General features: G+C 59.1%; 19 protein-coding genes and 7 tRNA genes. 22 read left to right on the top strand and 4 right to left on the bottom strand.

Annotation, left to right across the window (positions count from 1 at the left end):
- Positions 1-54 precede the first annotated feature (54 nt).
- Positions 55-972: a LysR family transcriptional regulator gene (locus tag NKT35_RS01350; RefSeq protein WP_254298037.1), complete on the top strand. Its 918-nt coding sequence runs from the start codon at positions 55-57 to the stop codon at positions 970-972.
- 9 nt (positions 973-981) lie between these two features.
- Positions 982-1,836: an AraC family transcriptional regulator gene (locus NKT35_RS01345; protein ID WP_254298035.1), complete on the top strand. Its 855-nt coding sequence runs from the start codon at positions 982-984 to the stop codon at positions 1,834-1,836.
- Between the two features lie 4 nt (positions 1,837-1,840).
- On the opposite strand, the gene NKT35_RS01340 is transcribed toward NKT35_RS01345, so the two are convergent.
- Complete coding sequence (locus tag NKT35_RS01340; RefSeq protein ID WP_371926427.1) at positions 1,841-2,593, bottom strand: AraC family transcriptional regulator; 753 nt, start codon at positions 2,591-2,593, stop codon at positions 1,841-1,843.
- 96 nt (positions 2,594-2,689) lie between these two features.
- Here NKT35_RS01340 and NKT35_RS01335 point away from each other — a divergent pair, with 96 nt between their 5' ends.
- Positions 2,690-3,508 (top strand): inositol monophosphatase family protein, encoded by an 819-nt coding sequence (locus tag NKT35_RS01335; protein WP_254298031.1) that lies wholly within the window; start codon positions 2,690-2,692, stop codon positions 3,506-3,508.
- Positions 3,509-3,567: 59 nt separating this feature from the next.
- Here NKT35_RS01335 and guaB read toward each other — a convergent pair whose 3' ends face one another.
- On the bottom strand, positions 3,568-5,031 hold the full coding sequence (gene guaB, locus NKT35_RS01330; RefSeq protein ID WP_254298030.1) for an IMP dehydrogenase: 1,464 nt from the start codon (positions 5,029-5,031) through the stop codon (positions 3,568-3,570).
- A 140-nt stretch (positions 5,032-5,171) separates the two neighbouring features.
- On the opposite strand from guaB, the gene NKT35_RS01325 reads away from it, so the two are divergent.
- From NKT35_RS01325 to NKT35_RS01265, 13 genes are all read left to right on the top strand, one after another.
- Entirely contained in the window at positions 5,172-5,600 is a 429-nt protein-coding gene (locus NKT35_RS01325; protein ID WP_254298028.1) for a DUF4124 domain-containing protein, read from the top strand.
- Positions 5,600-7,405 (top strand): excinuclease ABC subunit UvrC, encoded by a 1,806-nt coding sequence (gene uvrC, locus NKT35_RS01320; protein WP_371926426.1) that lies wholly within the window; start codon positions 5,600-5,602, stop codon positions 7,403-7,405. Before NKT35_RS01325 ends, uvrC begins: the two co-directional genes overlap by 1 nt.
- 159 nt (positions 7,406-7,564) lie before the next feature.
- Entirely contained in the window at positions 7,565-8,146 is a 582-nt protein-coding gene (gene pgsA, locus NKT35_RS01315) for a CDP-diacylglycerol--glycerol-3-phosphate 3-phosphatidyltransferase (protein WP_254298024.1), read from the top strand.
- A gap of 100 nt (positions 8,147-8,246) precedes the next feature.
- A tRNA-Gly gene (locus NKT35_RS01310) sits at positions 8,247-8,322 on the top strand.
- Positions 8,323-8,345: 23 nt separating this feature from the next.
- Positions 8,346-8,421: transfer RNA gene (locus tag NKT35_RS01305), tRNA-Gly, on the top strand.
- Positions 8,422-8,444: 23 nt separating this feature from the next.
- A tRNA-Gly gene (locus tag NKT35_RS01300) sits at positions 8,445-8,520 on the top strand.
- 25 nt (positions 8,521-8,545) lie between these two features.
- Positions 8,546-8,621: transfer RNA gene (locus NKT35_RS01295), tRNA-Gly, on the top strand.
- Between the two features lie 26 nt (positions 8,622-8,647).
- Positions 8,648-8,723, top strand: a tRNA-Gly gene (locus tag NKT35_RS01290).
- A 41-nt stretch (positions 8,724-8,764) separates the two neighbouring features.
- Positions 8,765-8,838, top strand: a tRNA-Cys gene (locus tag NKT35_RS01285).
- Between the two features lie 167 nt (positions 8,839-9,005).
- Complete coding sequence (locus NKT35_RS01280) at positions 9,006-10,181, top strand: site-specific integrase (protein ID WP_254298022.1); 1,176 nt, start codon at positions 9,006-9,008, stop codon at positions 10,179-10,181.
- Between the two features lie 4 nt (positions 10,182-10,185).
- Complete coding sequence (locus tag NKT35_RS01275; protein WP_254298020.1) at positions 10,186-10,614, top strand: HNH endonuclease; 429 nt, start codon at positions 10,186-10,188, stop codon at positions 10,612-10,614.
- 53 nt (positions 10,615-10,667) lie between these two features.
- Positions 10,668-11,894: an IS256 family transposase gene (locus tag NKT35_RS01270; protein ID WP_254293804.1), complete on the top strand. Its 1,227-nt coding sequence runs from the start codon at positions 10,668-10,670 to the stop codon at positions 11,892-11,894.
- A 40-nt stretch (positions 11,895-11,934) separates the two neighbouring features.
- Positions 11,935-12,156 (top strand): phage portal family protein, encoded by a 222-nt coding sequence (locus NKT35_RS01265; RefSeq protein WP_254298018.1) that lies wholly within the window; start codon positions 11,935-11,937, stop codon positions 12,154-12,156.
- Between the two features lie 419 nt (positions 12,157-12,575).
- Here NKT35_RS01265 and NKT35_RS01260 read toward each other — a convergent pair whose 3' ends face one another.
- Together NKT35_RS01260 and NKT35_RS01255 are read right to left on the bottom strand one after the other, a co-directional pair.
- Positions 12,576-13,295: a peptidoglycan recognition protein family protein gene (locus NKT35_RS01260; RefSeq protein WP_254298016.1), complete on the bottom strand. Its 720-nt coding sequence runs from the start codon at positions 13,293-13,295 to the stop codon at positions 12,576-12,578.
- A complete protein-coding gene (locus tag NKT35_RS01255) occupies positions 13,292-13,843 on the bottom strand; it encodes a PAAR domain-containing protein (RefSeq protein WP_371926425.1) in 552 nt (183 codons plus the stop codon). The genes NKT35_RS01260 and NKT35_RS01255 overlap by 4 nt, the downstream gene beginning before the upstream one ends.
- A gap of 1,136 nt (positions 13,844-14,979) precedes the next feature.
- Here NKT35_RS01255 and NKT35_RS01250 point away from each other — a divergent pair.
- The 6 genes from NKT35_RS01250 (at position 14,980) to NKT35_RS01225 (ending at position 20,377) form a co-directional block, all read left to right on the top strand.
- A tRNA-Leu gene (locus NKT35_RS01250) sits at positions 14,980-15,064 on the top strand.
- A 183-nt stretch (positions 15,065-15,247) separates the two neighbouring features.
- Positions 15,248-15,679, top strand: a complete 432-nt coding sequence (locus tag NKT35_RS01245; RefSeq protein ID WP_254298012.1) for a ProQ/FINO family protein — start codon at positions 15,248-15,250, stop codon at positions 15,677-15,679.
- A 120-nt stretch (positions 15,680-15,799) separates the two neighbouring features.
- Positions 15,800-17,698: a molecular chaperone HtpG gene (gene htpG, locus NKT35_RS01240; protein ID WP_254298010.1), complete on the top strand. Its 1,899-nt coding sequence runs from the start codon at positions 15,800-15,802 to the stop codon at positions 17,696-17,698.
- Between the two features lie 113 nt (positions 17,699-17,811).
- Positions 17,812-18,222, top strand: coding sequence for a VOC family protein (locus NKT35_RS01235; protein ID WP_254298008.1), 411 nt, complete (start codon positions 17,812-17,814; stop codon positions 18,220-18,222).
- Between the two features lie 91 nt (positions 18,223-18,313).
- Positions 18,314-18,898: a cysteine hydrolase family protein gene (locus tag NKT35_RS01230; RefSeq protein WP_254298006.1), complete on the top strand. Its 585-nt coding sequence runs from the start codon at positions 18,314-18,316 to the stop codon at positions 18,896-18,898.
- 78 nt (positions 18,899-18,976) lie between these two features.
- A complete protein-coding gene (locus NKT35_RS01225; protein WP_254298004.1) occupies positions 18,977-20,377 on the top strand; it encodes a cyclic-di-GMP receptor FimW-related protein in 1,401 nt (466 codons plus the stop codon).
- Position 20,378: the final 1 nt, after the last annotated feature.

Genomic DNA, 20,378 nt, shown 5'->3' with positions numbered 1-20,378 from the left:
CCCATTCCGGCGCCTTTGCGTGTGCGGGCGCACAATCTTGTTGCGGGAATATCCATGTTCGATTGGAACGATGTCCGCTTTTTCCTGGCCTTGCAGCGCAGCGGCAAACTGCTTAGCGCCGCGCGGCAGCTGGGCACTACCCATGCCACGGTGGCGCGCCATATCGCCGCGCTGGAGCGGGTGCTGGGCCAGCCGCTGTTCGTGCAGCAGGCCGATGGCTATACCCTGACCGCCGCCGGGCGGCAATTGCTGCCCTTGGCCGAGTCTTTGGAGAACACCGCGTCACAGATGCTGGACGGCGCCAAGAAGGGCACGGCCGAGGTCAGCGGCGTGGTGCGGCTGGGCGCGCCCGAGGGGCTGGGCGCGCTGTTTCTGGCGCGCCACATGCCGGCCTTGATGGCGCGCTATCCGGGGCTGGAGATCGACCTGGTGGCGGTGCCGCGCTTTGTCAGCCTGACCAGCCGCGAAGTGGACATCGCCGTGTCGCTGGAGCGGCCGCAGGCCAATCTGGTGATCACCCGCAAGCTCACCGACTACTGCCTGGGCTTGTACGCCACGCCGGCCTATCTGGCGGCGCAGCCGCCGATACGCGAGCGCGAAGACCTGAACGGCCACGCCATTCTGGCTTATGTCGACGACCTGCTGTTCTCGCGCGAGCTGATGTTCCACCATGGCCTGTGCCGCCATCCCAGCATGCCCTTGCGCAGCACCAGCGTGGTGGCGCAGAAGGAGGCGGCGCTGGCCGACGGCGGCATCGCGGTGCTGCCTTATTACATGACTTACGACGATCCGCGGCTGGCGCAGATCCTGCCGGAGGTGCGCATCGTCCGTTCCTACTGGATCAGCGCCCGCAGCAATATCCGCCGCACCTTGCGTTATCGGGTGGTGTGGGACTACGTGGTGGAGCTGTGCCAGGACATGCAGTGGCTGTTGCTGCATGAAGAGCAAAATCGATCAATCGAAACCGCCTAGGCTGTGCCCATGAGACACGCTTATCGGCAATTCGGCCCCGGCGCCTTGTACACCATCCGCCTGCTGCGCGCCCTGGACTATCTGTGGCGCCATCTGGATCAGCCCTTGCTGCTGGACCGGCTGGCGGAGGAGGCTTGTTTTTCGCGCTTTCACTTCCATCGGCTGTATCGCAATCTGATGGGCGAAACGGTGATGGACAGTCGGCAGCGTTTGCTGTTGCATCGAGCTGCGGGAGAACTGAGCCAGGATGTGCTGCCTTTGTCGCGGGTGGCGCTGCGGGCGGGGTTTTCCAGCACGGCCGCCTTTATCCGGGCTTTTTCCGCCAAATACGGCGAAACGCCGGGCCGCTATCGCCAGCGTCGTCTCATATTCCTCAATCACAATCGGGAGAGTGCGATGGGCCAAGTTGCAATCGTGAAGCGCGCGGCGGTGAAAGTATTGATGCGTCATCATCAGGGGCCGTATATGGAGATAGGCAAGGCATTCGACGCCTTGCGCGCCGCGCTGGGGCCGGAGCAGTCGGCTTTGTCGCCGAGCGCTTTCGGCCTCTATCTGGACGATCCTGGCCAGACGGCGCCGAGCGAGCTGCGCTCCATCGCCTGCGCGGCGCTGCCTGAGGGGCTGGCGGAGCCGCGCATGGACGGCTTCGAGTGCGGCGAGATTCCCGCCGGCCGTTATGCGGTGCTGGAGCATATCGGGCCGTATGCCGAATTGTCCGAGCGCTGGGACTGGCTGTACCGGCATTGGCTGCCGGACAGCGGCGAGCAGCCCGGCACGGTGCCCTGCGCTGAGGAGTATCTGAACTCGCCTTACGACACGCCGCCGGCGCAGTTGCGGACGTTGCTGCTGCTGTCTTTGGCCTGATTGTTCAATCCGGCAAGCCGGGCTTGATGGCTTTGGCCTGCCATTCCGATGGCGTTTTGCCCAAAAAACGTTTGAACGCGGATGAGAAGGCGCCGAGGCTGTCGTAGCCGGCCTCCATTCCCGCAGCCGTGATCGATGCGCCTTCGGCCAGGGCTTGCAGCGCATGGCGCAGGCGCATCTGCCGCCGCCATTGCCCCAGGCTCCAGCCGGTTTCGTTCTGGAAACGGCGCATCAGCGTGCGCCGCGACATGCCGGCGCTATGCGCCAGGGTATCCAGGTCATCGGCGCTTGCCGGCTGCGCCATCAGCCTGGCGGCCAGATTCCGCAGGCGCGCATCGCTAGGCATGGGCAAGTAGAACGGATGGCAGGGCTCGCGCGACAGCGCGTCGGCCAAGGTCAGGCAATAGGGCGCTCGCCGCTCGGCATCGAGATCGTCGCGCCGCAGCGCCTCCAGCAAGGCGGCGAGCAAGGGCGTGGCGCGCACCACCCGGATGTCTGGTGGCATGCGCGCCCGGCTCCAGGCCTCTGCAAAGTAAAAATTATGGCCTCGCGTCGGGCCGTGATAGGCCGCGCCGTGGCGATGGCCTGGCGGCGCCCAGCCCAGGCAGCCCATGGGCATCGCCCATTGCCCGGCATCGGTATGCGCGCTCATCAAGCCTTGTTGGATCCAGAACAATTGGCCTTCAGAGTGCGCATGCGGAGCTTGTGAAGATGACGCGTCGTGGGTGAGCGGCGCGATGGCGAATAAATCCTGCAAGTTGACCCTTTTGAATAAAAGATTGGCCTGCTTACGTTAGCAGGCCATTCAAATCTTCGCCATGCTGTTCTCACGCCACATCACATGGAGAACAGCATGGCTATGAAGGAACGAGCAAGAGAGTTGGATGGCGAGCGGATAGAGCGGGCTGTCCGAGAATTGGGGAGTCAGCTGCGCGCGCGCCAGCCGCGACGAGCTTTGCCGGACTTGGCCGGCATGGGGGCAGAACTGGGAGCGGCCAGCCAGTTGGCGATGAATGGTTTGCGAGAGCTATTGGGCCAGGTTTCGCCCGGCACTGCCGTGTTCTGCGCCTCTGATGCGCCGTCGCAGGAAAGTCTGGCCGAGCATGCCGCTTATTGGTGGTGCGACCCTATCGATGGCGGGGTGCAGTATCTGTCCGGCCTGACCTTGTGGAGCTTGTCGCTGTGCCTGGTGGCGGAGGGGCGGACCGAGTTCGCGCTGACGCATGATCCCATCAGCGGCGATGTCTGGCGCGCCCGCCGCGGCGAAGGATTGTGGCGCAACGGCGAGCCTGCGTTTTGCGGCGAGCGGGCGGAACTGTCCCTCGCGGTGCTGGGCGCCAGTTTTCCCAATTATCCGCAGCGGCCGGCTGAAGAGATCGCCAGCCATCTGGCGCGTTTGGGCCTGGCCATGCCCCACGTCTTGGCTCAGCGTTGGATGGGGCCCGCTTCGATCTCTCTGTCGCAGGCGGGCGCGGGCGTGCTGGATGGCTATTGGGAGGTGGGCAGCCAAGTCATGGATTGGCTGGCGGGCGCTTTGCTCGCGGAGGAGGGCGGCTGCGTGGTGACGGATCTGGACGGCAAGCCGCTGGCGCATGGCGCGAATGGCATTTTGGCGGCCTGCCCGGCTTTGCATGGACGGTTGTTGGCGCTGCTGCAAGGCGGCGTGGTTTGACGGCGTGAAAAAGCCCGCGTCGTTTGACGCGGGCTTTTGTCTGGCCAGGCGAAACCGGTTTAGCGGTCCACGTGGTAGTTCGGGGCTTCCTTGGTGATCTGCACGTCGTGGACGTGGGATTCGCGGATGCCGGCCGAGGTGATTTCGACGAACTGCGCTTTTTCATGCAGTTCGGCGATGCTCGGGCAGCCGAGATAACCCATGGACGAACGCAGGCCGCCCACCAGCTGGTGGATCACCTGGGAGATCGGGCCCTTGTACGGCACGCGGCCTTCGATGCCTTCCGGCACGAACTTGTCGGCGGCGTTGGAGCTGTCCTGGAAGTAACGGTCGGCCGAGCCCTGGCTCATCGCGCCCAGCGAACCCATGCCGCGGTACGATTTGTAGGAGCGGCCCTGGTACAGTTCCACTTCGCCCGGGGCTTCCTCGGTGCCGGCGAACATGCCGCCCAGCATCACCGCGTTGCCGCCTGCGGCCAGCGCCTTGGCGATGTCGCCGGAGAAGCGGATGCCGCCGTCGGCGATCATCGGCACGCCGGTGCCCTTCAGCGCTTCGGACACATTATGGATGGCGGTCAGCTGGGGCACGCCCACGCCGGCCACGATGCGGGTGGTGCAGATCGAGCCGGGGCCGATGCCGACCTTGACGCCGTCGGCGCCGGCCTTGACCAGGTCCAGCGCGGCTTGGCCGGTGGCGATATTGCCGCCGATCACGTCGACTTGCGGGTAGGTCTGCTTGACCCAGCGCACGCGGTCGATCACGCCTTGGCTGTGGCCGTGGGCGGTGTCGACGATGATCACGTCCACGCCGGCTGCCACCAGCGCGGCCACGCGCGCTTCGGTGTCTGCGCCGGTGCCTACAGCCGCGCCTACGCGCAGACGGCCCTGGCTGTCCTTGTTGGCGTTCGGGTGTTCGCTGGTCTTGATGATGTCCTTGACCGTGATCAGGCCCTTCAGCTCCCAGGCGTCGTTGATCACCAGCACGCGCTCCAGGCGGTGGGTGTGCATCAACTCGCGGGCTTCATCGATGCTGGCGCCTTCCTTGACGGTGATCAGGCGCTCGCGCGGGGTCATGATGGAGCCGACGGTCTGGTCCAGACGGGTTTCGAAGCGCAGGTCGCGGTTGGTGACGATGCCCACCACCTTGCCGTCTTCGATCACCGGCAGGCCGGAAATCTTGTATTGGCGAGTCAGCAGCACCAGATCGCGCACCAGCATGTCAGGGGCGATGGTGATGGGATCTTTCACCACGCCGCTTTCATGGCGCTTGACCTTGGAAACCTCGGCGGCCTGCTTTTCCACGCCCATGTTTTTATGGACGATGCCGATGCCGCCTTCCTGAGCCATGGCGATGGCGAGGCGGGCTTCGGTCACCGTATCCATGGCGGCGGAAACCAGCGGCAGGTTCAGGGTGATGTTGCGGGTGAGTTTGGTGCTGAGCGCTACATCGCGCGGCAGAACTTCAGAATGGGCCGGGACGAGGAGGACGTCGTCGAAGGTGTAGGCTTTCTCGATGATGCGCATCGCATTTCCTTAGGCGGCAAAGCCGCATTATACCGGTTCACGTACTCCTCTGCAAAAGTATCGGAAGGGCCGCGTTTTTTGCGTGGCGCGGGGGCAGGCTTTACAATCGGGAGTACAGCTTTTGGGGTCGGGTGCGGATAATGAAGTCTTATATAGTATGGACGTTTTTGCTGGCTTTGCTGCCCGCCGCGGCAGCCATGGCCGATGTATACAGCTGGAAGGACGCCAACGGCCAGACCGTCTACTCCGACCAGCCGCCGCCCAATGTGGCCGCGCGCAAGCTGAACGTGCGCGCGCCTGCCGCGGCGGCGTCTTCCGCGCCGATGGCGGAAAAGAAAGCCGCCAAGCAGCCGGACAACAAGCAGGTCGCCTCCGATAACGCGGCCATCGCCGCCAATAACGCCAAGGTCAAGGCGCAGAACTGCGCTTCCGCCAAGGCCAATCTGGCCACCTTGCAGCAGAACGGGCGCATCCGCATGCCGGGCTCCACCGCCATCGCCAATGACGCGCAAAAGCAGGAGCTGATCCGCCAGGCTGAAAAAGACATGCAGACATGGTGCGGAAAATAGTGGCTAAACCAGTTTTCGATTACCAAAATGTGCTGCAGAACCTGCCTTCCTTGCCGGGCGTCTATCGGATGCTGGGGGAGGACGGCAAGGTGCTGTATGTGGGCAAGGCGATAGACCTGAAGCGCCGAGTCAGCTCCTATTTCCAGAAAAACGATCTCAGCCCGCGCATCCGCCTGATGGTGCGGCAGATCAATAGCATCGAAACCACGGTCACCCGTTCCGAGGCCGAGGCGCTGATCCTGGAAAACAATCTGATCAAGGCGCTTGCGCCGCGCTACAACATCCTGTTCCGCGACGACAAGTCCTATCCTTATTTAATGTTCAGCGGCCATGATTTTCCGCAGATGGCCTATTACCGCGGCGAGCCTAAGAAGCCCAACCAGTATTTCGGCCCCTATCCCAATAGCTACGCGGTGCGCGAGAGCATACAGATCCTGCAAAAGGTGTTCCGGCTGCGCACCTGCGAGGACGCGGTGTTCGCCAACCGTTCCCGCCCCTGTCTGCTGTATCAGATCAAGCGTTGCTCCGGGCCGTGCGTGGAACATATCAGCAAGCAAGAGTACGCGGCCGATGTGGCCAGCGCGGTCGCCTTTCTGAACGGCAGGCAAAGCGAGCTGATAGACGAACTGACCCGGCGCATGATGGCGGCGGCCGAGGAGATGGCTTTCGAGCAGGCCGCCGAGCTGCGCGACCAGATCCAGGCGCTGGCGCGGGTGCAGGAGAAGCAGTTCGTCGCCAGCAATCAAAGCCAGCAGGATTGCGACGTGGTGGCGGCCGTATTGCGAGACGGCGTGCCCTGCGTCAATCTGGTGATGATACGCGGCGGCCGCCATCTGGGCGACAAGAGCCATTTCCCGGTGGGCGGCGAGGCCGACAGCGCGCAAGAGATTCTGGAGGCCTTCCTGGCGCAGCATTATCAGCATGCCGGTGTGCCGGCGGTGTTGATCGTCAATGGCGTGCTGGATGAAGCGATCCTGGAGTTTCTATTGGCGCGCGCCGGACGGCGGGTGCAAGTGGTCAGCAATCCGATAGGCGAACGCCGCGTCTGGCTGGAAATGGCCGAAAAAAACGCCGATCTGGCCATCATGCAGCGTTTGGGCAGCAAGGCGACGCAAAACCAGCGGCTGGCGCGGCTCAGTGAGGTGCTGGAGCTGGAGGACGCCGCCCGTTTCGAATGCTTCGACATCAGCCATACCATGGGCGAGGCTACGGTGGCCTCCTGCGTGGTATACGACAAGGGCGGAATGCAGCCCACCGAATACCGCCGCTTCAACATCACCACCGCCGCGCCGGGCGACGATTACGCCGCGATGCGCGAAGTGCTGACCCGCCGTTACGGCAAGCTGGCGGAGGGCGATGGCAGGCTGCCGGACGCGGTGTTCATCGACGGCGGCAAAGGCCAGGTGGGAGTGGCGCTGGAGGTGCTGGGCGAACTGGGCCTGAGCCTGCCCATCGTCGGCATCGCCAAGGGCGAGGAGCGAAAGCCTGGACTGGAGACGCTGATTCTGCCTTATCTGCAGAAAACGCTGAATCTGCGCCAGGACGACCCGGCCCTGCATCTGATCCAGACCGTGCGCGACGAATCGCACCGTTTCGCCATCACCGGGCACCGGGCCAAGCGCGCCAAGGCGCGCACCGCGTCCACGCTGGAGGAAATACCCGGCATCGGCGCCAAGCGCCGCCAGCAATTGCTGACCCGCTTCGGCGGCTTGCGCGGCGTGGTGGCCGCCAGCCTGGACGATCTCGCTCAAGTTGAAGGGATCAGCCGCACGCTGGCGGAAAAGATTTACAATGCCCTGCATTGATGGCGTGATGGATGCCGCCGCGGGCAAGCGGCAAGTCCGCGATCAGCCATCAAGCTGTACAATGCCGTGTTGACGCATCCACGCGGTTGTCGTCCCTGATTCAGGCTCGGGGCGGCGGCTGGCTGTTTAGACGAGCCTGTAGCGATAAGACCAAAACCGATGCCCTTCAATTTGCCGATTTTCCTGACCTGGCTCAGGGTTGCCCTGATCCCGATCTGCGTGGCGGTGTTTTTCCTGCCGGATTCCATCTTGCTGCTGCATAGCCGCAACGCGGTGGGCGCCGGCATTTTCGCATTGGCGGCTTTCACCGACTGGCTGGATGGCTATCTGGCGCGCAAACTGGGCCAAACCTCGGCATTCGGCGCCTTTCTCGATCCGGTGGCGGACAAGCTGATCGTCGCCGCGGCCTTGATCCTGTTGGTGCAGCTGGGCAGAACCGAAGGCTGGATGGCGATGATCATCATCGGCCGCGAGATCACCATCTCGGCCCTGCGCGAGTGGATGGCGGGCATGGGCAGCCGCAGCAGCGTGGCGGTGGCCTATATCGGCAAGCTCAAAACCGCGGCGCAAATGCTGGCCATCACCCTGCTTTTGTACGATGGCCCGCTGCTTAGGGCATTTGATGCGAGATTTGTAGGAAATTTTTCGATGTATGTTGCTGTGATATTGACTTTATGGTCAATGGTTTACTATCTGCAAATGGCCGCCAAGGAGTTTGCGGGTAAAAAAATTGATGTTTGAGGTGTTGACAGCGTCGATCAAATCTCTATAATTCGCAGTCTCTTAACGACGCAGCCGAAACCGGCAGCGAAGTTGAAGAGAGTTGTGAAAGTTAAGCACTGCGGGAATAGCTCAGTTGGTAGAGCGCAACCTTGCCAAGGTTGAGGTCGCGAGTTCGAGCCTCGTTTCCCGCTCCAGCAAGACCAGAACAATTTGTGATGCGGGAATAGCTCAGTTGGTAGAGCGCAACCTTGCCAAGGTTGAGGTCGCGAGTTCGAGCCTCGTTTCCCGCTCCACACAAGCTTGAAGCAGTTTAGATGCGGGAATAGCTCAGTTGGTAGAGCGCAACCTTGCCAAGGTTGAGGTCGCGAGTTCGAGCCTCGTTTCCCGCTCCAGCATCAAGCCAGAAACAATATGAATGCGGGAATAGCTCAGTTGGTAGAGCGCAACCTTGCCAAGGTTGAGGTCGCGAGTTCGAGCCTCGTTTCCCGCTCCAGCATAAAGTTTCACAGCAGTATTTACGCGGGAATAGCTCAGTTGGTAGAGCGCAACCTTGCCAAGGTTGAGGTCGCGAGTTCGAGCCTCGTTTCCCGCTCCAAACATAATCGATCAGATTTCATCTGGTTGAACGCCGATTACGGCGGGGTAGCAAAGTGGTTATGCAGCGGATTGCAAATCCGTCTACGCCGGTTCGATTCCGACCCCCGCCTCCAGAATAAAGCCCGTAAACTTAAGAGTTTACGGGCTTTTTCGCGTCTTAATTCTTAGGTTTGATTTCCTCAAAACTGCCACTTTTACCGGCATTTTCTGCCTCCAGCCACGCGGAAAAATAGGTGAACCACGCGTAGACTATAGTTTTTGCCGACTACGCGAGTATTGCATGCCCACCAAACGCCAAAGGCCCAGCGGCTCCTGGGAATTTATCGTCCGCCGCAAAGGCGTATTGCCGCGCCCGGTTTCCATGACCTTTGAACGCGAGGAGGAGGGCGACAATTACTGCGCCAGGCTGGAAGCCTTACTGGATCGCGGCATCGTCCCGCCGGAATTGCTCAATCAAAAACCGGACATTGCCACCATCCGCGATGCGCTGCGGGAATATCTGGTCAATGTGGCGGTGGCTGAATCCGACAAGCCGGTTTTATCCGCCCTGGCCGGTAAGCTGGGCAGTATCGAGCTGCGCACTATCAACTATTCCTGGGCCGAAAGTTGGGTGCGCTCCATGAAGCATGAGGAACAGCTGGCTCCGTCCACCATTCGCCATTACGTGGGCTCGCTGGCTCGCTGTTTTGACCACCTCACGCGCCTGCCTAACTCCACCTTTGTCACCAACCCCTTGCGCCTGCTGCCTAAGCGTTACGCCACCTATAACGATGCCGACGCCGCGGTGTTGCGTGCTACTGCGCCAGATGGCGCGTTGGTTCAAGTGCCGGTAGACGAATGGCGCGACCGCCGGTTGGCGCCGGATGAAGAAAAGGCGATTCGCCTGATTCTGGATGGCCACAAGCCAGTAGGCCGCCAGCGCGCGTTGGAACTGCGCTGGCAAGGCGCGCTTGAGCTGCTGTTCGATCTGGCCATAGAAACCGGCATGCGCATGCGCGAGATGTACACGCTGGGGCTGGAGCAGATCGACATCGAGAGGCGCACCATTTTCTTGGACAAGACCAAGAACGGCGACAAGCGTCAGGTGCCGCTTACGTCTGTGGCGCTGGCCGCCCTAGAGCGCTATCGCCGGCAGGTGGAAGCCGGCGAGCGCGGCATGGAAGGCTGGCAATTTGACGGTGGCAGGCTGCTGCCGTGGTGGAATGGCGATGACAGCCCGATTATGCTGAAGAAGATCACGGCGCTACTTTCACGTCAGTACGCGCGAATATTCGATGCGGCCGGCTGCGAGGACTTTGGTTTTCATGATCTACGGCATGAAGCTACCAGCCGTATTTTTGAACGGACTCAACTTTCAGATTTGCAAATTGCAAAGATCACTGGTCATAAAGACCCGCGCATGCTTTCAAGATATGCAAATTTACGTGGGTCAGATCTTGCTCAATTGCTATGGTGAAAAAATGGATCAAATAGGCTGGAAGAGAAAGGAAAAGATAGATAGTTCATATTTAACTATCGAATATGGCTCTCTTGTGAAAGGAAAGAAGGTCGTTATTCCTTCAGCTGAAAGTGGGTTGTGTCGTTATTGCGGTAAAAAGAGCCCTGAAGTTAGTTTCAAAACTGAGGCGCATGCATTTCCTGGATTTATTGGTAATAATTCGTTATTTTCTAGCGATGAATGTGATTCTTGCAATGAATTATTCAGCAGAGTAATTGAAGATGACTTGGCTAACTATATAGGCGTAGAGAGAACTTTGAAGCGAATTCGAGGCAGAAATAAGATACCTAAGTATAAGTCATTAAATGGTACATTGGAGATTTCTGCTGATAAGTCCTCTATTGATATACGGTCTAGCAGAGAGGATGGGAATGTTGTGGGCGTGTACTGAATTTTGTGTAAACGGACATTTGGCAGGAAACTGCCACCTAGTCTGGAGACACAATGAGCTCAAAGAAACACGACGTACCTGACACACTACTGGACAGCTTGCTGGCCGACTATCAGAAGCCCGAAGACCTCATCGGTGAGAACGGCCTACTCAAGCAACTGACCAAGCTGCTGGTCGAGAAAGCACTGGATGCTGAGATGGCCGCACACCTCGGCCATAGCAAACACGAGCCGGTGCTCAATCCAGCCGGCAACACCCGGAACGGCAAGAGCCGCAAGACCCTCAAGGGCGAGTTCGGCGAATTGCCTATCGAAGTGCCACGAGACCGCCAGGGTACCTTCGAGCCGCAACTCATTCCCAAGCACCAGACCCGCTGGACCGGCTTCGACGACAAAGTCATCTCGCTTTACGCCCGTGGTATGACTGTTCGGGAAATCCAGGCCCATCTGGAAGAGATGTACGGCACCGAGGTCTCGCCCAGCCTGATCTCCTCCATCACCGATTCCGTCACAGAAGAGGTCAAGGCGTGGCAGGCTCGCCCCCTGGACTCGCTCTATCCGATCATCTACCTCGACTGCATCCACGTGAAAGTACGTGAGGGAGCTGTACGTGTGAAAGCCGTCTATCTCGCCATCGGTATTACCCTGGCTGGAGAGAAGGAGGTTCTGGGGATGTGGCTGGCTCAGACGGAAGGAGCCAAGTTTTGGCTTCAGGTCGTGACCGAGCTGCGTAACCGGGGCGTACAGGACATCTTTATCGCCTGCGTCGATGGTCTGAAGGGTTTCCCGGAAGCGATCGAGGCGGTCTTCCCGAAAGCAGCGGTGCAGTTGTGCATCGTGCACATGGTGCGACACAGCCTGAACTACGTGTCGTGGAAGCGGCGTGCTGAAGTAGCCGCCGACCTGAAGCGAATCTACCAATCGGCCACCCTCGACGAAGCTGAGCAGCGGCTAGGTGAGTTTGAGGCCAAGTGGGATGACGAGTATTTGCCAATTGGTCAGTCCTGGCGGCGCAACTGGGCTCGGTTGACGCCATTCTTCGACTACCCGCCGGAGATCAGGAAAGTGATCTACACCACTAATGCCATCGAGTCGGTGAATATGAGTCTGCGAAAGCTGACCAAGAATCGGGGCTCGTTCCCGAGTGATGAGGCATTGCTGAAACTGTTCTATCTGGCGCTAAGGAACATCAGTCAGAAGTGGACCATGCCGATTCGGGATTGGAAGGCAGCGCTGACTCGCTTTACCATTCAGTTCGAGGAACGCATTCCACAGGCGTAACCCAAACCCCGTTTACACAAAAATTCGGACACGCCCGAACGTGACGCGCGACGATGTATTGGCCGCGCATCGGGTGCCGCCGCAGCTGCTGGGCGTGATTCCCGGCAATGTCGGCGGCTTCGGCGATGCGCCCAAGGCGGCGGGGGTGTTCTACGAAAACGAGATCCGGCCGCTACAGCTGCGCTTGCAGGAGGTCAACGACTGGCTGGGCGAGGAGGTGATTAGCTTTGATACCTACCAATTGGCGATGACAGGGGCTTAGTTTTCGCTTTTAAAAAGAGCTATCTTCGGATGGCTCTTTTCCTTGTTGCGCATGGCCAGTAACTGAGCCTGTGCTGGACTCTATTTCAAATAGGGGGGCGTGATTTTCTTGCATCTAGACAGGTCTGCGTTTCCATCTGATTCTATCCCAAACCGAGAGTGGCAATATTCGAAGTATTCTTTTCGCTCATCTGGCGCTAGCAGTTCGAACGGTTTGTCGTCAGCCTCGGTTGCGTACATGTCGTAGAACTTTACCTGAAACGTCGGGTGTTTTTTAAGAAAGACGTGTGTCTGTACTTCTTCATCCAAGTAGGAATTGAAATACCCGACGTAAAGCCAAGCCAATAGCATCACCCCGAGGCTGATGGCCACAGGCATTTGCTTGTTTACTGTAAATTTCATACTGGTCTAATTCCTGCGTTAACCGGGGGCCGCAAGACCAGTCTTGGCACGTAACGTATGGACGAATGCCAGACCGATGTTTCCGGGACAGATTTTGCCTTCTCCCAACTGGCCGGGGAACTCACGATGGCCGCCTAGCTTGGCGATGTTGAAGTATTGCTTGAGGATAGAAACAAATTTTTCCAATGTCTCGCCTTGGGCCGCCGGAACTGTTGGTGTCTGATTTATCCCGATAGTATCAAGAGCTGTTCGCACTTTGGCTACCATATCGCCGCCCTCTTCAGGCGCGGTGAGATTTTCCAGCAGCACAATACCGATGACTCCGGTGTTGTACTTGTGGACGTGCTCTCCCTTGAAGCGGATGTCGCGGCCTTCGTACACGGTGCCAAAGCAATCGATTGCGTAATGATATCCAATGTCGTCAGCCGCAGCCTTGGGCTTGTCCATCTGCATCTCTTGGATTTGCTGCAGCTGTAATGCTGCTGGACCACATGAAAAGCTTCGCCCGGCGTGGTGGATGGCGATCTGTGTGTAGTTCCAGTCATCTACCATTTTGTCGGAGCGGTTCTTGTGAGCGGCCCAGTCTGACCGAGGCACGAAGTCCATACCTTTGCGACGGGTGGCGGTGATGATTGCTTCGCGCGTGGCGGCTCGGTCGTTGATGGTGATAACCGTGGTTGGAATGGTGCCGTTGACCGCTTGGACCAATTGGGCTTTTGTTTCGTAGGTTTTAGTCATGCGAGATGTTCCTTGTCAAAGTCGGTCGCAGGGGCCATGAAACCCGCATGAATTGAGACTGTGCCAACCTCTTCCGCTTCGATGGGCTGAGTGTAGCCGTCGCCATCGGTTGTCCCATTTTCGACCCTGCCGTCCGCGTGCGTAACCGTGTATGCACGGTTGGCAAGAGGTTGGCCTGTTTCAGAGTCAGCCAGTACAAACCGGCGGCCGTATTTGGCTGTAGTGTCACCAGGAACCGGGAACAATGGCATGGGTGGCAGTGTGATGGCAGCCTTGCTGCTCTTGTAATCCCGACCGACTTCGCCCATGGTCGAAATCAACTTTGCGCCGCAACTGACCGTGTGACCCTCAAGGGCTACACCTTTTCCCCCGATAGTCCATGATGGGTCGCCCTCCACAATTACGCAGTTCACGTGACCTTGTTTTGGGCAGCTGACGCTGTCGCCTACCAATGCCACGGCCTTACCGAACATGCTTGTTGTGCTGCTCGCGCTGGTCACACTCCCACCATGGTCAGTGGGGTCGCCGATCCGAATGACTCGCTTCATATTGATGACAAGGCAAAACTCAAATTATATGAACAAAGTCTAATTTTGGTAGCTGTCCGACAGTGCAGCAGTCTACTAGCCCCCAGCGCGCGCCATCGAAGCCCCGCCTCGCCCCCGTGCTTCATGTGCGGGAAATCATGCACCTGCAGGAATGCCCCTCAAACGCCCCAGGCGCGGCGCTCGTAGCGGCTGGCGGGGTGGCAGCACTCATGCGCTTTCATGCGCGTAGAGGAGGGGCGAAAGTGCAACACAGCGATTCCTTATATATGGATAACTCAGGAAAGTATGTTTGGTGGAGTGGATTTATTTTTAAGTAATTGAAAAATATATAGAATAAACGGATTGCAAATCCGTTTGCGCCAGTTCGATTCCGACCCCCGCCTCCGGAATTAAGCCAGTAAACTCAAGAGTTTACTGGCTTGTTTGTTTTGAATTATCGCCTGCATGCATTGCCCGCCGACTTGCATCATTCACTCCCACTATCCGGCTATGGCCTGGGCATGCTGCGCATTGAAAAGTTGGGTGGCGGGCATTATTAAATATTCCGCGAGTGGGATGTTTGACATAAGTGGTGGTTATTGAGCATTCTCTCTTTTTGTATAGCTATTTGCCCAGGTGGGCTAATGGGCGCATGGAATGGCTGTTCAATTTAAACTGGCTACGGGATTGCTTAATGGCTTGCTTGTGAAAGAATGTTTGGCGAGATGTTTTCAAAGGATAGGTTTTAGCAGGATGTGTTCATTGGGATGGGATCTGGCGCTAATGTAATAATGCCGCAATGTGTATGGTGAACATATTTCGCTGACGGATGGGCAGTGTGTAACCCGGCTAATATTTGATAATAATTTATTTGCAATATGTTGATGGGTTTAAAATGTTGGCTGAATTGACAGGTGTTTTGCTGAGGCGGCATTGACAGTTTGGCGCTTTATCGTTAAAGTGCAGCGCTCCTGAGCGGGGGCTTGTTTGGAATCAAGCTGTTGCCGTTGCGAGGCGGCTTGTAAGCGCATCTATCAATGCGTGGCAGTTTGTCTGTAGAAATGCAAATCGCCGGCCTGCTTCAACTAGGGATTCTTCTTATTTAAAATGCATTGTCAGTCCGGCGGGTCTGGGCTACAATCGCCAGCTCTGTTGTCGCCCCGGTGGTGAAATTGGTAGACACAAGGGACTTAAAATCCCTCGGCTTCGGCTGTGCCGGTTCGATTCCGGCCCGGGGCACCACGACGATTTAGAGCAAATGTCCTATCGTTGGTCATTTTTGACGGGGCAGTCCCGATACCGGCATATTAAAATGGCATGATTCGGCGCGCATCGTCTACACTGGACAAGTGGCCGGTTGCATCAAGCCTCTTGAGTGGGCAGCATTCGCTGTCTTTTAGCATTAACGGATCTAGATAGAAGTTCATGAAGCCAAATACTGAAACGGCACTCGGTGCTGCTCTCAAGTCTGCTGTTCAAAGCCTGTCCAAGAAAAAGCAGACCGAGATGATCGCGGATCATATTTACGGCAAGTTCGACGTGTTTCGTCAGTTCCGCCCGTTGGCGCTCGGCATTCACGAAAGCCTGATCGCCGCGCTTCCCCAGTTTGATTCCGCTCTGATTTCCCGCGTGGTGGCGAACCACTGCCGCAAGCCGCGCTACTTGAAATCGCTGTCGCGCGGCGGCAAGCGCTTCGATCTGAACGGCAAGCCGCAAGGCGAGGTGAGCGTGGAGGAAAAGCGCGCGGCCGAGTTGCAGATCCAGCCTAAGGCTGCGGCCGAGGCCGAGCAGGCGGCGGCTCCCGCAGCTGAGCAGCCGAGCGCGGCTCCGCAAGCGGAAGGCAACGCCGAGGCTTGATCCCCGGCTGTGCGTCTAAAAGCCCTGTCCATCGACAGGGCTTTTTGCATTTAGGGGCTTGAAAAGCGCCGAATGCCCTCCATCTTGGCGCTATCGGCAACTTCAATCATCTTGATGACCATGACTGCACAGAAAGAAACCCTGGGTTTTCAGACCGAAGTGAAACAGCTGCTGAAGCTGATGATCCACTCCTTGTATTCCAACAAGGAAATCTTCCTGCGTGAATTGATCTCCAATGCCTCCGACGCCGCCGACAAGCTGCGCTTCGAGGGCATGGCCAAGCCGGAACTGTTTGAAAACGATCCGGAACTGAAGATCGGCATCTTCTTCGACAAAGACGCCCGCACCCTCACCATCGCCGACAACGGCATCGGCATGAGCCGCGATGAAGTGGTGGCCAATATCGGCACCATCGCCAAGTCCGGCACCAAGGCTTTCTTCGACCAGCTGTCCGGCGACGCCAAGAAGGACGCCAACCTGATCGGCCAGTTCGGAGTGGGCTTTTACTCCGCCTTCATCGTGGCCGACAAGGTCACGCTGACCAGCCGCCGCGCCGGCGAAGTCGCCGCCACCCGCTGGGAGTCGCTAGGCGAGGGCGAGTACACGCTGGAACAGGTGGAGAAAGCCGGCCGCGGCACCGAGATCGTGCTGCATCTGAAAGAGGGCGAGGACGAGCTGCTGAACGACTGGCGCCTGAAAGGCATCGTCCGCAAGTACTCCGACCACATCTCCATCCCTATCGAGATGAAGAAGGGCGCCGGTTACGGCGAAGACGGCGAAGTAAGCAATAGCGACGAGCTGGAAGTGGTCAATTCCGCCTCCGCGCTGTGGACCCGCTCCAAGAGCGACATCACCGAAGAGCAGTATCAGGAATTCTACAAGCACGTCGCCCACGACTTCACCGATCCGCTGGCCTGGAGCCACGCCCGCGTTGAAGGCCGCCAAGAATACACCGAGCTGTTGTACATCCCGTCGCGCGCGCCGTTCGACATGTACGACCGCGAACGCAAGCAAGGCGTGAAGCTGTACGTGCGCCGCGTCTTCATCATGGAAGACACCGAAAAGCTGATGCCGCACTACCTGCGCTTCGTGCGCGGTGTGATCGACAGCAATGACCTGCCGCTGAACGTGTCGCGCGAAATCCTGCAGGAAAGCAAGGATATCGACGCCATCCGCGCCGGCTGCGTCAAGAAGGTGCTGGGCCTGTTGGAAGACCTGTCCGCCAACCAGGCTGAGAAATACGCGGCGTTCTGGAAGGAATTCGGCCAAGTGCTGAAGGAAGGCGTGGGCGAAGACCATGCCAACAAGGAGCGCATCGCCAAACTGCTGCGCTTCACCACTACCGCGTCGGAAGAAGGCGCGGAGCCGTCCGTTTCGCTGGCCGACTACATCGGCCGCATGAAGGAAGGCCAGGACAAGATCTACTACATCACCGCCGACACGCTGGCCGCCGCCAAGAACAGTCCGCACCTGGAAGTGTTCAAGAAGAAGGGCGTGGAGGTGCTGCTGCTGATCGATCGCGTCGACGAATGGGTGGTGGGGTCGCTGTTCGAGTTCGAAGGCAAGTCGCTGCAGTCCGTGGCCAAGGGCGCGCTGGATCTGGGCTCGCTGGAGGACGAGGCCGACAAGGAAGCGCAAAAGCAGGTTGAGGAAGCCTCCAAGCCTGTGGTGGAAAAGGTGCAGAAGGCGCTGGGCGACAAGGTGAAGGAAGTGCGCGCCACGGCCCGCCTGACCGAGAGCCCGGCGTGCCTGGTGGCCGGCGAGCATGACATGAGCGCCCACCTGGAGCGGATGTTGAAGGCTGCCGGCCAGAAGGTGGAAGGCAGCAAGCCGACGCTGGAAATCAACCCGGAACACGTGTTGGTGAAAAAGCTGGCCGAGGAGTCCGATGAAGCCCGCGCCGGCGATCTGGCCGCCGTGTTGTACGATCAGGCACTGCTGGCGGAAGGCGGCAAGCTGGAAGATCCGGCTTCCTTCGTCAAGCGCATCAACAAGCTGATGCTGGAATTGTCGGCCTAAGCCTCTGGCTAGCGCATCTTGATGCAATCAGGAAACCGCCCTTTAGTAGGGCGGTTTTTTTATTGCCATTGTCCTAACATTAGGCCTTTAGGTTTACCCACCAGGAGGCAGTGATGAGTGCGAATCAAGTTCCGCCGGGCGTCTACCCTGGCCTGTGTTACCAAGATGCGGTGTCGGCCTTGGAATGGCTGCAGCGCGCATTTGGGTTTCAGCGCCGTTTCGCCGTGATTGAAGATGGCAAGGTGATGCATGCCGAGCTGTCGCTTGGCAATGCTGTTTTCATGATTTCCAGCCCCAACCCCGCGCATGACTGGACCGGGCCGCGCAATGAGCGGAACTGGTCGCAGGCTTTGTATGTGCACGTGCCGGATCCAGCCGCGCACTATGAACAGGCGCGGGCGCAGGGCGTGGAGATTCTGCAAGCCCTGAAGCGGGAAGAGTACGGCGCAACCGGTTATTTGGCCTTGGATCTGGAAGGCCACCGCTGGTACTTCGGCGATTATGTGCCGGGCGGCTATTGGTAAAAATCCCATGCTTCTGATTTAAATTATCCGCGCTGTAGCGAAACGAGGGAGCATGGCATAATGCCGTTCTCATTGTGCATTGAAGACTGATATGCCGGCTCCCCATTCATTTCGCGCCCCGCCGCTGTTATTGCTGATCGATATGCAACAGGCTGTCGACGACCCGAGCTGGGGCCCGCGCAATCACCCTCAAGCCGAACAGGTTTGCGCGCGGCTGCTGGCCGCCTGGCGCGAACGCGGCTTGCCGTTGATCCATATCCGTCATGACTCCGTCGAGCCCGCCTCCACCTTTCGTCCGGATCGGCCCGGCCATGCCTTCAAATCGGAGACGATGCCCTTGCCTGGCGAAACGGTGATCGCCAAGCAAACCAATAGCGCCTTCATCGGCACCGGTCTGGAAGCGTTATTGCGCGAGAAGGGCTGGCTGGAGCTGGTAGTTGTTGGCGTGAGCACCAGCAACTCGGTCGAGGCCACGGTGCGGATGGCCGGCAATCTGGGCTTTGATGTCTGCTTGGCGGAAGACGCTTGCTTCACTTTCGACAAGCAAGATTGGCAAGGCCGCTGGCGCAGCGCGGAAGAAGTGCATGCGATGAGCTTGGCCAATCTGGATGGCGAGTATTGCCGAGTATGCGGCAGCGGCGATGTGCTGGCGGCCTTGAGCGCTGTTCCTCGGTAAGCAGGGCCAGCCCTGACACGTTTAATTTGAATGACCATGCCTCATCTTGAAACAACCGTTCCGTCGCCCCCTTTAGACATGCAAGGCGCATCCCTGCCGCGCGCGGCCTGGCTTGCCGCCCTGAGCCGGCTTGAGGGGCTGGCGCCAGCCATCGCCCTGGCAGAGTTGCGGATGCTGCGAAGGCACCATGCCCATCCGGAGCATGGCCTGGACTTGCAGGCGCTGCGGGAAATATTGCTATGCGCGCAGTCGCTTAATCTATATGGCGTCGAAGATGCAGACTTGGCCGGCGAGCTGTGGCTTGCCTTGTGGGAAAACGCCAAGCGCTGCCTGGATGAGGAGCGCTTGCGCGTTTCAGGTTGGTTTGGCCGCAGAAGCCAGCATCAATTGGCGCTGTTGCTGGCGCTGATGAGCGCGTGGCTGTTGCTGCGCGAGTATGTTAAATCCTATGCGCCGCTGCCTCAGGGCTTCTGGCTGCACTGCCATGGCCTGTTTCGTGAAATGGCGCAGCGGTCTTGGCAGGGACGGCGTCCCATAGGCGGGGAGGGCGCGTTGGGCGCCTGGTATCGACGTGTCCTGCTGTTGGGGCTCTGCTCCTGCAATCGCTTGGACGGCGTCAATCAAATACGCTTGATGCAATGGATATGCCGGTATGGCCCTTTATTGAAGCTGAGTCCGCAAGGCAGGACATCCGGCGGTTGGTTGATCGCGGAGCGGGTGGACGGGCCGGGGCGTTTCGCCGCGGAATCGGATGGCGAAGAAGGCATCAGCTGGCGCGCCGACGCGGAAAAGGTTTTGCGCCGCATTTTGAGCGGGCTGCAGCGGCAGGCAGACGCGGCCGCGGGGGATTGGATGCTGCTGTCCCGGCTGGAGCGGGAATGGCGTCATCCGCCGCGGCGCAGGCATATCCGCCAATCGCTGCATAATGGCGAGACGGCTGTCTTATTGGGGAAGTTCGATTCGTGCTGGCGTTTGGCGAGCGGCGAGCTTGCGCTGGGGGAGAGCGCTAGCCGTTTGGAGATCGGCAATCTCAGCGCATCAGGCATGCGTTTGGCGGGCGATTTCTCCGATCAGGACCTGCAGGCGGGGTCGCTGGCCATGCTTAAACGGCAGGGGTCCAGTTGGCAGTTAGGCGTGGTGAGGTGGATTTGCCTTCCCAGAAATGGCGAACTGGCGGATTGCGGCGTGGAGTTTGTCGGCAAGCGGCCGGCGGCTGTGCTGGTCGCGCCGCATAGCAGCCACCCCTCCGGCGGCCTGGAAAAAGGATTGCTGCTGTGCGCGGAGCGGCAGTTTCAGCAGCGGGGCGTGCTGGTCTTGCCGGGCAGGCGATATCAAGCGCTGCGCTTATTTGAAGTGCGCCAGGGAGAGCAAGCGTGGCAAGTGCGCGCGCAGCGGCTGTTATTGCAGACCAGCGCGTGTCAGTTGATGGAAGTCCGGCTGGCGGAGCCGCATGAGGCGGAGGCGAAGGAGGGGCGCTGAG

This window comes from Chromobacterium sp. IIBBL 290-4, from assembly GCF_024207115.1.
Classification (GTDB): domain Bacteria; phylum Pseudomonadota; class Gammaproteobacteria; order Burkholderiales; family Chromobacteriaceae; genus Chromobacterium.
This window is presented reverse-complemented; position numbering and strand designations above follow the sequence as displayed.